Annotated in this window: 14 protein-coding genes; 9 read left to right on the plus strand and 5 right to left on the minus strand. The window is 75.0% G+C overall.

Annotation, left to right across the window (positions count from 1 at the left end):
• Positions 1 to 39: 39 nt before the first annotated feature.
• From R3E88_17055 to R3E88_17090, 8 genes are all read left to right on the plus strand, one after another.
• Positions 40 to 669: a 2-oxoacid:acceptor oxidoreductase family protein gene (locus tag R3E88_17055; GenBank protein MEZ4218199.1), complete on the plus strand. Its 630-nt coding sequence runs from the start codon at positions 40 to 42 to the stop codon at positions 667 to 669.
• Positions 669 to 920, plus strand: coding sequence for a 4Fe-4S dicluster domain-containing protein (locus R3E88_17060; GenBank protein MEZ4218200.1), 252 nt, complete (start codon positions 669 to 671; stop codon positions 918 to 920). Before R3E88_17055 ends, R3E88_17060 begins: the two co-directional genes overlap by 1 nt.
• A complete protein-coding gene (locus R3E88_17065) occupies positions 917 to 2,017 on the plus strand; it encodes a transketolase C-terminal domain-containing protein (protein ID MEZ4218201.1) in 1,101 nt (366 codons plus the stop codon). Before R3E88_17060 ends, R3E88_17065 begins: the two co-directional genes overlap by 4 nt.
• Positions 2,014 to 2,826 (plus strand): thiamine pyrophosphate-dependent enzyme, encoded by an 813-nt coding sequence (locus tag R3E88_17070; protein MEZ4218202.1) that lies wholly within the window; start codon positions 2,014 to 2,016, stop codon positions 2,824 to 2,826. Before R3E88_17065 ends, R3E88_17070 begins: the two co-directional genes overlap by 4 nt.
• Before the next feature lie 106 nt (positions 2,827 to 2,932).
• Positions 2,933 to 3,394 carry a DUF4399 domain-containing protein gene (locus R3E88_17075; GenBank protein MEZ4218203.1) on the plus strand — a complete coding sequence of 154 codons (462 nt, stop codon included), beginning with the start codon at positions 2,933 to 2,935 and terminating at the stop codon, positions 3,392 to 3,394.
• Positions 3,395 to 3,455: 61 nt separating this feature from the next.
• Positions 3,456 to 3,737 carry a hypothetical protein gene (locus R3E88_17080; protein MEZ4218204.1) on the plus strand — a complete coding sequence of 94 codons (282 nt, stop codon included), beginning with the start codon at positions 3,456 to 3,458 and terminating at the stop codon, positions 3,735 to 3,737.
• A 61-nt stretch (positions 3,738 to 3,798) separates the two neighbouring features.
• The gene (gene aceE, locus R3E88_17085) at positions 3,799 to 6,519 is read left to right on the plus strand and encodes a pyruvate dehydrogenase (acetyl-transferring), homodimeric type (GenBank protein MEZ4218205.1); all 2,721 of its coding nucleotides are present in this window, start codon (positions 3,799 to 3,801) and stop codon (positions 6,517 to 6,519) included.
• A 10-nt stretch (positions 6,520 to 6,529) separates the two neighbouring features.
• Positions 6,530 to 7,852: a 2-oxo acid dehydrogenase subunit E2 gene (locus tag R3E88_17090; GenBank protein MEZ4218206.1), complete on the plus strand. Its 1,323-nt coding sequence runs from the start codon at positions 6,530 to 6,532 to the stop codon at positions 7,850 to 7,852.
• 31 nt (positions 7,853 to 7,883) lie between these two features.
• Here R3E88_17090 and R3E88_17095 read toward each other — a convergent pair whose 3' ends face one another.
• Positions 7,884 to 8,756 (minus strand): crotonase/enoyl-CoA hydratase family protein, encoded by an 873-nt coding sequence (locus R3E88_17095; GenBank protein MEZ4218207.1) that lies wholly within the window; start codon positions 8,754 to 8,756, stop codon positions 7,884 to 7,886.
• A gap of 117 nt (positions 8,757 to 8,873) precedes the next feature.
• Here R3E88_17095 and R3E88_17100 point away from each other — a divergent pair, with 117 nt between their 5' ends.
• Entirely contained in the window at positions 8,874 to 10,163 is a 1,290-nt protein-coding gene (locus tag R3E88_17100) for an EAL domain-containing protein (GenBank protein ID MEZ4218208.1), read from the plus strand.
• Between the two features lie 3 nt (positions 10,164 to 10,166).
• Here R3E88_17100 and R3E88_17105 read toward each other — a convergent pair whose 3' ends face one another.
• From R3E88_17105 to R3E88_17120, 4 genes are all read right to left on the minus strand, one after another.
• Positions 10,167 to 10,802 (minus strand): DUF938 domain-containing protein, encoded by a 636-nt coding sequence (locus R3E88_17105; protein MEZ4218209.1) that lies wholly within the window; start codon positions 10,800 to 10,802, stop codon positions 10,167 to 10,169.
• 13 nt (positions 10,803 to 10,815) lie between these two features.
• Complete coding sequence (locus R3E88_17110) at positions 10,816 to 11,745, minus strand: alpha/beta hydrolase (protein MEZ4218210.1); 930 nt, start codon at positions 11,743 to 11,745, stop codon at positions 10,816 to 10,818.
• Positions 11,742 to 12,617 (minus strand): SDR family oxidoreductase, encoded by an 876-nt coding sequence (locus R3E88_17115; GenBank protein ID MEZ4218211.1) that lies wholly within the window; start codon positions 12,615 to 12,617, stop codon positions 11,742 to 11,744. Before R3E88_17115 ends, R3E88_17110 begins: the two co-directional genes overlap by 4 nt.
• Before the next feature lie 83 nt (positions 12,618 to 12,700).
• Positions 12,701 to 13,717 carry a dienelactone hydrolase family protein gene (locus R3E88_17120; GenBank protein MEZ4218212.1) on the minus strand — a complete coding sequence of 339 codons (1,017 nt, stop codon included), beginning with the start codon at positions 13,715 to 13,717 and terminating at the stop codon, positions 12,701 to 12,703.
• Between the last annotated feature and the right edge of the window lie 5 nt (positions 13,718 to 13,722).

The raw sequence follows: 13,722 nt of genomic DNA on the forward strand, positions 1-13,722 counted from the left end.
GCACGCGCCCGTCCGGGCGCTGCGCCGCGAGGGTCGTCCGTGGAACGCGAGGTGCTGCTCACCGGGATCGGCGGACAGGGCGTGCAGCTCGCCGCACAGGTGCTCGCGCGCGCGGCCGTCGCCGAGGGGCGCGAGGTGACGCTGCTCGGGACGTACGGCGGGACGATGCGCGGCGGCAACACCGACGCGTGTCTCGTCGCGGCCGACGCCGCGATCCGCACGCCGCCGATCGTCGCGCGCGCGTGGGCGGCGATCGCGATGCACGACCGCTTCTTCGCGCCGACCGGCGCGAAGCTCGCGCGCGGCTCGCTCGCGTTCGTCGAGCGCGCGCTCTTCGCCGCCGACGCGATCGCGGCGCTCGAGGCGCGCGGCGTGCGCGTCGTGGCGGTCGACGCGGGCGAGGTGGCGCGCGGCGCGCAGGCGCCGCTCGCGGCGGCGCTCGCGCTCGCGGCGGCGTTCTGCGCGGCGACGGGCTTCGCCGGCCTCGAGGCGCTCGTCGGCGCCATGCGCGAGTGCGTGCCGAGCTATCGCCAGCAGCACGTCGAGGCGAACGAGCGCGCGCTGCGCGCGGGCTTCTCGCTCGCCGACGCCGGCGGCGCGACGGGCGCGGTGGGCGCGGTGGGCGGCGCGGCACCGCGCGCGTGGCCCGTCGCCGCGGGGGCGGCCTGATGCGCGGCGATGCGCGCGGCACGGTCGCGATCGACGTCGAGCGCTGCAAGGGCTGCACGCTGTGCGTGCCCGCGTGCCCGCCGCGCGTGCTCGCGATGTCGGTCGAGCGCAACGCGATCGGCGCACCCTATCCGCTGCTCTCCCCGGGCTGCACGGGCTGCGGCGCGTGCGCGCTCGTGTGTCCGGACTTCTGCTTCGAGGTCTTCCGGCTCGAGGCGCGCGGCGCGCGCCCGGAGGAGGGCGCGCGATGAGCGCGGCGGCGCGGCCGGCGACGGCGCGGCTGATGGAGGGCTCGGAGGCGATCGCCGAGGCGGCGATCGCGGCGGGCTGCCGCTTCTTCGCGGGCTATCCGATGACGCCGTTCACGGAGCTGCTCGAGAGCTTCGCGGCGAAGCTCCCCGACGCGGGCGGCGTGTGCATCAACGCCGAGAGCGAGCTCGAGGCGATCGGCATGGCGTGGGGCGCCGCCGCGACGGGGGCGCGCGCGGCGACGGGCTCGACGGGCCAGGGGCTCGCGCTCATGCAGGAGTCGATCTCGGAGCTCGCGCGCGCAGAGCTCCCGGTCGTGCTGTTCAACATGGCGCGCGGCCAGGCGGACTACTTCCAGGCGACGCGCGGCGGCGGACACGGCGACTACCGCCACCTCGTGCTCGCGCCGATCGACAGCGCCGAGGCCGTGGCCCTCACGCAGTGCGCGTTCGACAAGGCCGACGCGTGGCGCGGGCCCGTGATGGTGTACGGCGACTACCTGCTCGCGCACACGGCGCAGGCCGTGCGCATCCCGACGCCGGCGGGCCCGCCGCGACCGGCGCCGGACTGGGCGGTCGACGGCTCGCTCGGCGGCACGGGCCGCTCGCGCAACGTGAACCCGATCGGGATGCGCAAGGGCGAGAAGGGCATCGAGCCGGAGCCGTTCTGGCGCCGCCTCCAGGCGAAGTGGGACGCGATGGCGGCCGCCGAGGCGCGGCTCGAGGCCGAGCACTGCGAGGACGCCGAGCTCGTCGTGGTCGCGTTCGGGTCGCTCGCGCGCTTCGCGCGCTTCGCCGTCGACGAGCTGCGCGCCGACGGCCTGCGCGTCGGGCTCGCGCGGCCGGTGACGCTGTGGCCGTTCCCTGCGGCGGCACTCGACGCGGCCACGCAGCGCGCGCGCCGCATCGCCGTGCTCGAGCAGAACGCGGGGCAGATGATCGACGACGTGCGGCTGGCGGTGCTCGGGCGCGTGCCCGTGGTGCCGATCGGCGGCATCTCGAGCGACGCGGCGGGCTTCGGGCTCGGGCCGCTGCTCGACCCGGACGTCGTGCGCGACCGCGTGCGTCGGGCCCACGCCGGCGAGGAGGTGCGGACGTGAGCGAAGGGGCCCGCAAGCGCGTCGTGCCGCAGCGGCCGCCGCTCCTGCTGTCGCAGGATCACGACCTCTGCGCGGGCTGCGGCGAGCCGCTCGCCCTGCGCGCGCTCTGCGAAGCCATCGTCGACGTCGCGTGCGCCGACCGCGCCATCGGCGCCGTCGGGATCGGCTGCTACACGGCGCTCACGTCGATCCTCGACGTCGATCTCGTCCAGGCGCTCCACGGCCGCGCGCCATCGGTCGCGACGGGCGCGAAGCGCATGCGTCCCGACGCGCTCGTCTTCACGCTCCAGGGCGACGGCGACATGGTGAACGAAGGGCTGCAGGAGGTGCTGCACACGGCGGCGCGCGGCGAGCGCGTGACGTGCGTGCTGCTCGACAACGGGGTGTTCGGAGAGACGGGCGGGCACATGACGGCGACGACGGTGCTCGGCCAGCGCACGAAGAACTCGCTCGACGGGCGCGACGCCGCGTACCACGGCCATCCCATCCTCGTCGCCGACCTCGTGGCGCAGCTCGGCGGCACCGCCTACGCCGCCCGCACGTCCGTGCACGACGCGGCCGGCGTCGCGCAGACGCGGCGAGCGATCCGCCGCGCGTTCGAGACGCAGCGCGAGGGGGCGGGCTTCTCGTTCGTCGAGGTGCTCACCATGTGTCCGACCGGCTGGTTCGTCGCGACGCCCGACGGGCCCGGCTACCTCGATCGCGTGATGGGTGCCGTGCACGTCACCGGCGAGCTCAAGGCGGACGGTCGTTATGTGTCGACCGCCGAGCTCGCCGCGCGCAAGGCCGAGGCGGCGGGCGCGCGCTAGCCCGCCGTCGCGCCGCGCGCGAGGGCGCGCGACGTGCGAAGCGCCCGGCCCCTGCATAGACTCTGCCGCCGACACTGCACGCCGACACGGCAGAGGGGGCGATCCCATGATCCACGCACTCCGCACCCGGCCCGCGCTCGCGACGGCGCTCGCCGTCTCCCTGCTCGCCTGCGCGGGCTCGTCGCGCGCCGACGACGCGCCGGCCGCGGTTCCGCGCACGCCCGCGCCCGAGGGCGCGCGCGTCTACATCATCTCCCCGAGCGACGGCGCGACCGTCTCGAGCCCCGTGCTCGTGCGGTTCGGGCTGTCGGGGATGGGCGTCGCGCCGGCGGGCGTCGCGAACCCGAACACCGGCCACCACCACCTGATCATCGATGCGCCCACGCCGCCGGCGGCGGCGCCGATCCCGAACGACGCGCAGCACAAGCACTTCGGGGGCGGGCAGACGGAGACGACCGTCGAGCTCGCGCCCGGCACCCACACGCTGCAGCTCGTGCTCGGCGATGCCCTGCACGTTCCGCACGACCCGCCGATCGTCTCCGAGGTGGTGACGATCCGCGTCGAGTGAAGCCATTCCGTTCAGAGAGGAGAGGGGGGAGACGATGAGGTCGCGAACGAAGGCATGGCGCGTGGCTCTGCTCGTGCTCGGCAGCCTGCTCGTGGTGACGAGCGCGGCGTCGGCGCGGACCTGCCCGAACGGCAAGGACTCGAACGGCCCGATGTGGCTCTCGATCGTGCATCCCGGGCTCGGGGAGTGGGCCCTGAACGGGTGGGGCCCGTTCAGCCAGAACGCGCCGCAGCGGAAGTTCTGGATGGGGTTCATCCCCGGCTTCGGGTTCCCCTACCTCCACGTGGTGAGCGCGATCGACGTGTCGAAGTGCCGGACGGACGACGGGCTCAACATCGACTGAACCTTCCTCGGCCGCGGGCGCCTCGCGCGCCCGCGGCCGAGCGGCTTCCGCAGGAGCGGCCATGACGCGGTCCGACTCGAACGGCGACGATCCCGTGGACTTCGAGGTTCCGGACGGCGCCACCGTGTTCGACCAGGACGTCGACCCCGTCGAGACGGACGAGTGGCTCGACGCGCTCGAGAGCGTGATCGCTCGCGAGGGCCCGCTGCGCGCGCACTACCTCGTCGAGCGGCTCATCCGGCGCGCGCGCCGCCGCGGCGTCTACCTCCCGTACAGCGCGAACACCGCGTACATCAACAGCATCCCCGAATCGCAGGAGCGCAAGAGCCCGGGCGACCACGCGCTCGAGCACCGCATCCGCTCGATCATCCGCTGGAACGCGATGGCGATGGTCGTGCAGGCCAACCGCGAGTCGTCCGAGCTCGGCGGGCACATCGCGAGCTTCGCCTCGGCGGCGACGCTCTACGACGTCGGCTTCAACCACTTCTGGCGCGCGCCGTCCGAGTCGCACGGCGGCGACCTGCTCTACATCCAGGGGCACTCGGCGCCGGGCATCTACGCGCGCGCCTATCTCGAGGGGCGGCTCAGCGAGAGTCAGCTCCACCGCTTCCGGCAGGAGGTCGACCCGGGCGGCATCTCGTCGTATCCGCATCCGCGCCTCATGCCCGACTTCTGGCAGTTCCCGACGGTGTCGATGGGCCTCGGCCCGCTGATGGGCATCTACCAGGCCCGCTTCATGAAGTACCTGACCGACCGCGGCGTGGCCGACACCACGGACCGCAAGGTCTGGGTCTTCTGCGGCGACGGCGAGATGGACGAGCCCGAATCGCTCGGCGCCATCTCGCTCGCGGCGCGCGAGCGCCTCGACAACCTGGTCTTCGTCGTGAACTGCAACCTGCAGCGGCTCGACGGCCCGGTGCGCGGCAACGGCAAGATCATCCAGGAGCTCGAGGCCGTCTTCCGGGGCGCGGGCTGGAACGTCATCAAGGTGATCTGGGGCAGCTACTGGGACCCGCTGCTCGCGAAGGATCGCAGCGGCCTGCTGCGCCAGCGCATGGAGGAGGCCGTCGACGGCGAGTACCAGAACTACAAGGTGAAGGGCGGCGCGTACACGCGCGAGCACTTCTTCGGGAAGTACCCCGAGCTGCGCGAGATGGTCGCCAACCTCTCCGACGACGACATCTGGCGCCTCAACCGCGGCGGCCACGACCCGCACAAGATCTACGCCGCCTACGCGGAGGCCGTCGCGCACGAGGGCCGACCGACGGTGATCCTCGCCAAGACCGTGAAGGGCTACGGGATGGGCGAGGCGGGCGAGGGCCAGAACTCGACCCATCAGCAGAAGAAGATGGGCGAGGACGCGCTGCGCAAGTTCCGCGACCGCTACCACATCCCGATCTCGGACGAGGAGCTGCCGAACGCGCCGTTCTACCGCCCCGCGGACGACAGCCCCGAGATCCGATACCTGCACGAGCGCCGCCGCGCGCTCGGCGGCTACCTCCCGGCGCGCCGCGTCGCGGCCGCGCCGCTCGAGGTGCCGGGCCTCGACGCGTTCGCGCAGCTGCTCGAGGGCACGGGCGACCGTCCGATCTCGACGACCATGGCGGCCGTGCGCGCGCTCCAGCTGCTCGTGCGCGACGATCGGATCGGCAAGCAGATCGTCCCGATCGTGCCCGACGAATCGCGCACGTTCGGCATGGAGGGGATGTTCCGCCGCCTCGGCATCTACTCGTCGGTCGGGCAGCTCTACGAGCCCGTCGACTCCGACCAGGTGAGCTGGTACCGCGAGGACAAGCACGGCCAGATCCTGCAGGAGGGCATCAACGAGGCCGGCGCCTTCGCGTCGTGGATCGCGGCCGGCACGGCCTACGCGAACCACGGCGTGCCGATGATCCCGTTCTACATCTACTACTCGATGTTCGGCTTCCAGCGCATCGGCGACCTCGCGTGGGCGGCGGCCGACTCGCGCGCGCGCGGCTTCCTGCTCGGCGGGACCGCCGGGCGCACGACGCTCGCGGGCGAAGGACTGCAGCACCAGGACGGCCACAGCCACCTGCTCGCGGCGACCATCCCCTCGTGCGTCGCCTACGACCCCGCCTACGGCTACGAGCTCGCCGTCATCGTGCAGGACGGCCTGCGCCGCATGTACGCCGAGGGCGAGGACGTCTTCTACTACCTGACGGTGATGAACGAGAAGTACGACCAGCCGGCGATGCCCGAGGGCGCGGCGCCCGGCATCCTGCGCGGGATGTACCGCGTGCGAAGCGCCGAGGCGCCGTCGGGCGCGCCGCGCATGCAGCTGCTCGGTGCGGGCGCGATCCTGCGCGAGGTGCTCGCCGCGGCGGACCTGCTCGAGCAGGACTTCGGCGTCGCGGCCGACGTGTGGAGCGTGACGAGCTACGGCGAGCTGCGGCGCGACGGCGTCGCCGCCGCGCGCTGGAACCGGCTGCACCCCGGCGAGGAACGCCGCCGCTCGCACGTCGAGCGCTGCCTGGCCGCGCAGCCCGGCCCCGTGCTCGCGAGCAGCGACTACATGACGCTCGTCGCCGACCAGATCCGCGCCTTCGTCCCCGGCGCCTTCCACGTCCTCGGCACCGACGGCTTCGGGCGCAGCGACACGCGCCGCAAGCTGCGCCAGTACTTCGAGGTGGATCGCTATTCGACGTGCGTGGCGGCGCTCGCCGCGCTCGCCGACGACGGCCAGGTCGACCGCGGCCGCGTCGCGACCGCGATCCGGAAGTACGGGGTCGATCCCGAGAAGATCGATCCGGCGAGCGTCTGAGGAGCGCGCCGTGCCGCACCAGGTCGAGGTCCGCGTTCCCGACGTCGGCGAGGCCGAGCAGGTCGAGGTGATCGAGGTGCTCGTCGCGGCGGGCGACCGCGTCGCCGTCGACGACGTCATCGTCACGCTCGAGAGCGACAAGGCGACGCTCGAGCTGCCGTCGCCGCGCGCGGGCGTCGTGCAGTCCGTCGGCGTCGCGGTCGGCGACGAGGTCGTCGAGGGCACGCTGCTGCTCGTGCTCGAGGTCGAGCCCGACGAGGCGACGGCGGACGCCGCGGCCGCGGCGACGACGGAGGCCGAGGAGCCGGCCGGCGGCGACGCCGTGCGCGCGGGCGCGGCGCCCGCGCCGCACGTCCCGAGCGTGACGCCGCCGACCTTCACGCCGCAGGCACCGCCCGTGCCGGCGAGCGCGGCCCGCGGTGCGGCGTCCGGCGAGCGTCCGCACGCGGGGCCGCAGGTGCGCCGGATGGCGCGCGAGCTCGGCCTCGACCTCGCGGCGGCGTCGGGCAGCGGCCCGCACGGGCGCATCCTCGAGGACGACGTGCGCGCCGCCGTCCGCACCGCGCTCTCGGGCACGGCCGCTCGCGATCGCGCCGCGCTCGCCGCGCCGAACGTCGACTACGCGAAGTACGGGGAAGTGGAGGAGGTCGAGCTCTCGCGCATCCGGCGCGTCTCGGCGCGCAATCTCGCGCGCTCGTGGGCGCTCGTCCCGCACGTCACGCAGCACGACGAGGCCGACGTCACGGAGCTCGAGGCCTTCCGGAAGGCGCGCGCCGCGGAGCTCGCCGAGGAGGGCGTGCGACTCTCGCCGCTCGTCTTCGCGCTCAAGGCGACGGCGCTCGTGCTGCGGCGCTTCCCGCGCATGCGTTCGTCGCTGCTCGAGGGCGGCGAGCGCATCGCCGTCAAGCACTACGTCCACGTCGGCGTGGCCGTCGACACCGAGGGCGGGCTCGTCGTGCCGGTCGTGCGCGACGTCGATCGCAAGGGGCTGCGGACGCTCGCGCGCGAGGTGGCCGAGCTCGCCGAGCGCGCGCGCGAGCGCAAGCTCCGCCCCGAGCACTTCGAGGGCGCCGTGTTCAGCATCTCGAGCCTGGGCGGCATCGGGGGCACGGCGTTCACGCCGATCGTGAACCACCCGGAGGTCGGCATCCTCGGCCTGTCGCGGCTGCAGACGAAGCCCGTGTGGGATCGCGAGGCCGCCGCGTTCGCGCCGCGCACGGTGCTCCCGCTCTCGCTCTCGTACGACCACCGCGTGATCGACGGCGCCGAGGCGGTGCGGTTCACGACCGATCTCGCGCGCACGCTCGCGCACCCCGCGAACCTGCTGCTCTAGCGCGCTCCCCGCGCGCCGGTGCGCGGCGCGCTCAGGCGGGGTCGTCGAAGCGCGGCGCGCGCTTCTCGAGATTCGCCGCCACGGCCTCGACCTGGTTGCGACTCCCGATCAGCCGGCGCTGCTCGGCGGCCTCGCGCGCGAGGCCGTGGGCCTCGTCGTCGCTCGCGCTCGCCTGGAGCAGGCGCTTCACCGCGCGCACCGCGTCGGGCGAGCGGCCGGCGATCTCGCGCGCGAGCGCGGTCGCGGCCTCGTGCGGCGCGTCCGCGACGTGCGTGACGAGCCCGAGGTCGACCGCCTCGGCGCCGGACACGATGCGCGCCGTGAACGCGAGCTCCTTCGCGACGTCGAGCGGCAGCAGCCGGCGCAGCGTCTGCGTGCCCGTGACGTCCGGCACGAGGCCCCAGCGCATCTCCATGATCGACAGGCGCGCGTCGGGCGCGGCGAAGCGGATGTCGGCCGCGAGGGCGAGCTGGATGCCCGCGCCGAAGCAGACCCCGTGCACGGCGGCGATCACGGGGACGGGCAGCTCGACCCACGCCCAGGCGAACTCCTGAGCGCGCGTCGCGGGTGAGCCGGGCGCCGGGTCGAGCGCGCGGAAGCCCCCGCCGTCGTCGCCGCGGCCGGCGCCCGCGAGGCGCGCGAAGCTCGAGGTGTCGAGGCCCGCACAGAAGCCCCGGCCTTCGCCCGAGAGCACGACCGCGCGCAGGCCGCGCTCGCGCGCGAGCTCGCGCCCGGCCGTCGCCACCGCGACGAACATCGCGTCGTCGACGGCGTTGAGCTTGTCGGGGCGGGCGAGTCGGACGTCGGCGACGCCGTGTGCGTCGACCTCGATCGCGACGCGATCCTCGCCGCCCGCCTCCGCGACCCGTCGCCCGACGCGCTCCGCGATGCCCTGGGATGCCACGGCCGTCCTCCTCTGCGGCGGCGCAGCATACCCGAGCCGTGCGGACGCGCGGCCGACCGGGCGGAGGCGATCGACGCGCTCAAGCGGGCGCGCCCCGCGAGCCGATGACCCGCCGGTATGAGCCCGGCGCACGAGCTGCAGGATGTGGAGAACGCGGGACGCGCGCCGAGCCTTCCCGCGCTCGGCGCGCAGCTCGACGAGGTGGCGGCGCGCTTCGAGCGCGCGGGCGCCTTCGGGCTGCTCGCGCTGCGCGTGCCGGAGCTGGCGCCGATCGAGCGCGACTACGGCGTCGACGCGCGGCGCGCCGTGTTCGGCCGCCTCGCCGAGCTCGCGGCCAAGCTCGGCGTCGAGCAGCTCGACATCGAGGATCTCGTGCTCGCCGGCGAGCCCGGCCTCGACGAGATCGTCGTGATCGTGTTCCGCGAGGCCGAGAGCGGCCGCTTCCTGCGCGACGAGCTCCCCGCGTACGAACGCGCCTTCCGGCGCGAGCTCGCCGCCCGCGGCGGCCGCGTGCTCTACCCGTACGGTCGGTCGGAGCCCCAGCTCGCGAGCGGGATCGGCGTCGCGGTGCGCAACCCGAAGCTCGGCATCGACACGCAGCTGCGGCGCGCGCTCGCGGAGGCGCACGACGACCTCGACCTCAACGTGCGCAGCGAGGCGCGGGCGCGTCGCCGGCGCATGCTCGACGTGGTCCTCGACCGCCGCGTGACGTCCGTGTACGAGCCGATCGTCGCCGTCGAGAGCAAGACGGTCTTCGGCTACGAGGCGCTCGCGCGCGGACCGCAGGGCACCGAGCTCCACTCGCCGCTCGCGATGTTCCGCACGGCCGAGGAGGAGGGGCTCGTGTTCGAGCTCGACTGCCTGTGCCGCGCGAGCGGGCTCAAGGGTGCGGTCGGCCTGCCGGAGGGCACGAAGCTCTTCCTCAACATCCGCCCGACGACGATCCACGACCCGAACTTCCGGGCCGAGCGCCTCATCCGCACGCTCGACGAGTGCGCGCTGAGCCCGTCGGACGTCGTGTTCGAGGTCTCGGAGCAGGAGTCGATCGCGAACTTCGAGGCGTTCAAGGAGATCCGCGACTACTACCGCGACCTGGGCTTCCAGTTCGCGCTCGACGACACGGGCGCGGGCTACGCGGGGCTCGAGGCGCTCGTCGAGATCTCGCCGGAATTCGTGAAGGTCGACCGCTCGTTCGTCTCGGGCATCGACCAGGACCCGACGCGGCGCACGCTCCTCGCGGCGCTCCAGGACGTCTGCAGCGGGTCGAACGCGCGCATCATCGCCGAGGGGCTCGACACGCTCGAGGAGCTCGAGACGCTGGGCGAGCTCGGCATCGCGTTCGGACAGGGCTGGCTGTTCGGCAAGCCGACGCCGCTGCGCGCGACCGACGACGCGACGCGTTCGTAGGCCTCACCCACGCGATTGCGCGTCGCGACGGAACCACGGCGCGAAGTTGTTCGCGGGCATCGCGACGACCTCGCCGAGCGCGAGGCCGCACTCCCGCGCCGCGCGCTCGACGGCCTCGAGGTCGCGCACGCCGAAGCGCGGGTCGCGCGCGCGCAGGCTCGCGTCGAACGCCTCGTTCGAGGGCGCCGTGTGCGCGCCGAAGCGACGGTAGGGCCCGTAGAGCACGAGGCGCGCGCGCGCGTCGTGCGCGAGCACGCGCGCGGTGCCGCGCAGGAGCGCGAGCGTCGCGCTCCACGGCGCGATGTGGACGAGATTGCTGCACAGGACGGCGAGGAAGCCGTCGCCGACGCCCCAGTCGTCGTCGTGGACGTCGAGCCTGCGGGCCGGGGCGACGTTCGCGAGGCCTTCGTGCGCGCGCCACGCGTCGATGCTCGCGAGCGCGTCGTCGTCGACGTCGGTCGGCTGGAAGGCGAGGTCGGGGAGCGCGCGGGCGAAGTGCGCGACGTGCTCGCCCGAGCCGCTCGCCAGCTCGAGCACGCGCGCACCCGGCGGGAGGTCGGCGAGCGCGCGGCGCAGGACGGCGAGCAGCGGCTCGCGGTTGCGCGCGGCGGCGGGCGCGAAGCGGCGCGCGTCGGGCACGCGGGCGGGCTCGCTAGGTCGCGCGGCCGGGCCCGAGCCGGGCGCCGCGCAGGAAGTCCACGACGGCCTCGGTGAAGGCGTCGTTGCGATCGCCCGCGACCATGTGGCCCGCGTCGGTGATGTCGGCGTAGGCCGCGTGCGGCGCGAGCGACAGGAAGTGGCGCGCGCCTTCTTCGCTGAGCACGTCGCTCATGCGGCCGCGCACGAGCAGCGTCGGTACGGCGAGCCGCCGCACCATCTCGTCGAGCCCGCGCGTGCGCTCGGGGCCCGTCACCTTGTGCACGTGCTTGCCCGCGAGGAAGCGCGGGTCCCAGTGCCAGCGCCAGCGTCCGTCCTCGCCGCGGCGCAGGTTCTTCGCGAGGCCGCTCACGTCCTCGGGCCGCCGCCGGTGGTGGTTGTAGGCGGCGACCGCGTCCGCGGCCTCCTCGAGCGACGCGAACCCTTCGGGCTTCGCCGTCATGAACTCGAAGATGCGCGCGATGCCGTCGCTCTCCATGCGCGTCGCGATGTCGACGAGCACGAGGCCGCGCGCGACGCCCGGAGCGGCCATGTCGATCGCCTGCAGCGAGGCCATGCCGCCGAGCGACGCGCCGACGAGCACGGGCGGCGCCGGCAGCCGCCGCGCGACGTCGACGACGTCGGCCGCGAAGCGCTGCGGCTCGTAGTCGCCGTCGGGCGCCCACGCGCTCTCGCCGTGTCCGCGCTGGTCGACGGCGACCGCGTACCAGCCCGCGCGCGCGAGCGTGCGCCCGGTGCCGCTCCACGCGTGGCGCGTCTGGCCGCCGCCGTGCAGGAGCACGACCGGCTGCGCGCCGGCGTCGCCCCACGCGTCGGCGACGAGCTCGACGCCGCCGCCCACGTCGAAACGCAGGCTCTCGTGCGCGAGCGGCTCGGTCGCGCCGTCCGCCGCGGTGTCCTCTCCGACTCCGCTCGCCTCGCTCACGCTGCGCTCCCCGCGACGCCCGTCATCGACTCGCTCACCGCCCACAGCCGCGCCGCGCGCTCCGGGTCCCTCGCCCAGGCGAGCGGCTCGTGCAGGCGTCCCTTGTAGAAGTACGCGCCGCTCGTCCCGGCCCACGCGGGGCTCGTGCAGACGTCGAGGACGTAGCGCGCGGCCTTGTCGGCCGACATCGCGAACACGCCCGCGACCTTGACCAGCACGCGGCCGAGCCCGCCGTTGTTGGCGCCGAGGCTGCTGCGCACGAAGCCCGGGTGGAGGCAGTTGGCGGTGACGCCCGTTCCCTCGAGCCGCCGCGCGAGCTCGCCCGTCCACAGGATGTTCGCGCCCTTCGAACGCCCGTAGGCCTTCGTCCAGCCGTAGCCGTTCTCGAGCCCGAGGTCGTCGAAGTCGATCGCGCCGCCGAAGCGGTGCGCGTCGGACGCGACGCTCACGATGCGCGCTCCCGGCGTCGCGCGCAGCCGCGGCAGCAGCTCGTGCGTCAGCAGGAAGTAGGCCAGGTGGTTGACGGCGAAGGTCGTCTCGATGCCGTCGACCGTGGTCTCGCGCGCGAGGTTCGTGACGCCGGCGTTGTTGAGCAGGAGGTCGATGCGCTCGCACGAGGCGAGCAGCGCGCGCGCGGCGTCGCGCACGTCCGCCTGCGACGCGAGGTCGGCGATCACGAGCTCGATGGCGTCGTTGCCGGTCGCGCGCGCGATCTCGTCGCGGGCGGCCTGCGCCTTCGCGGCGCTGCGCGCGACGAGCGCGAGGCGCGCGCCGCGCGCGGCGAGCTGCTCGGCGCACGCGCGTCCGATCCCGGCGGTCGCGCCGGTGACGACGGCGAGCTTGCCTTCGAGGTCTCGCGGGGCGGCGGGCATGGCGGTGGTGTCCTCCGGGAGCGCGCGGGCGCGGCCCGCGTGCGGGGTGGCTGCGGAGCCGGGGCGGCGCCGGGCCGCGCAGTCTACTCGGCGCCGAGCCGTCGGGCGGCGGGATCGAGCGCCGCGAGCTCGTCCGCGTCGACGAGCGCGCCGCGTGCCCCGGGCGCGGCGTCGAGCCCGAGCCCGTGCCACAGGAAGTGCGCGACGAGCGCGGCGACGAGGCGCTGCGCGCGCGCGGGCGCGAGCGTCTCGGCGAGCGGGCGCGCGGTGCGCGTGGCCGCCGGGCGCGGCGTGCGCTCGTGCAGGGCGTGGAGCAGCTCGATCCCGTCGCAGAAGTGGAAGTGGTCGGCGCCCTCGAAGCCGACGAGCGCCTTCGGCGCGCCGAGCCGCGCCCACAGCGGGCCGATGCTCGTCGCGAGGTCGACGAGCACGTCCTCGACGGCGGCGATCACGAGCGTCGGGATCGGCCGCGCGAAGGGGAGCTCGCCGGGCTCGTACGCGCGCCGCCCGACGAACGGCTCGGACGCCGGAGCGAGCGCGCACACCGCGCGGACGCGCGCGTCGAGGCGCGGGAGCTTGGTCGCCGTCCAGCCGCCGAAGGAGTGCCCGAGCGCGCCGATCCGCGCGGCGTCGAGCGCGACGGCGCCGAGCCGCCCCGCGAGCGCGGCGTCGACGGCCGCGATGGCGTCGCGCGGGCGCGCGGCGCGGGCCGCGCGGTGCACGCGCACGCGCTCGTCCTCGGAGCGCAGCGCGGCCATCTCGGGGAACGTGTTGCCCGCGTGGTCGGGCGCGACGACGGCGATGCCGTGGCTCGCGAGGTGCGTCGTCAGGAACGTCGACTGCCGGCGCACGCCCGAGTTGCCGTGCGAGAACACGACGAGCGGGGAGGGCGTGTCGCGCGGCGGCGCGTCCTCGACCGCGCGGTGCGGCTGCCCGAACGGGTGCGGCGCGGCCGCCGCGGCGTCGTCGACGCCGTCGGCGGCCGGGTACCACAGGTCGACGGGCAGCGCGCGACCGGGGTCGTCCGGGTCGGCGACCTCGGCCGTGCGCAGCCCGACGGCGAACGGGCCGCGCGCGGCGAAGGAGGCGAGCGACGGCACTCGTC

The organism is Myxococcota bacterium (assembly GCA_041389495.1).
GTDB lineage: Bacteria > Myxococcota_A > UBA9160 > UBA9160 > UBA4427 > JAWKRT01.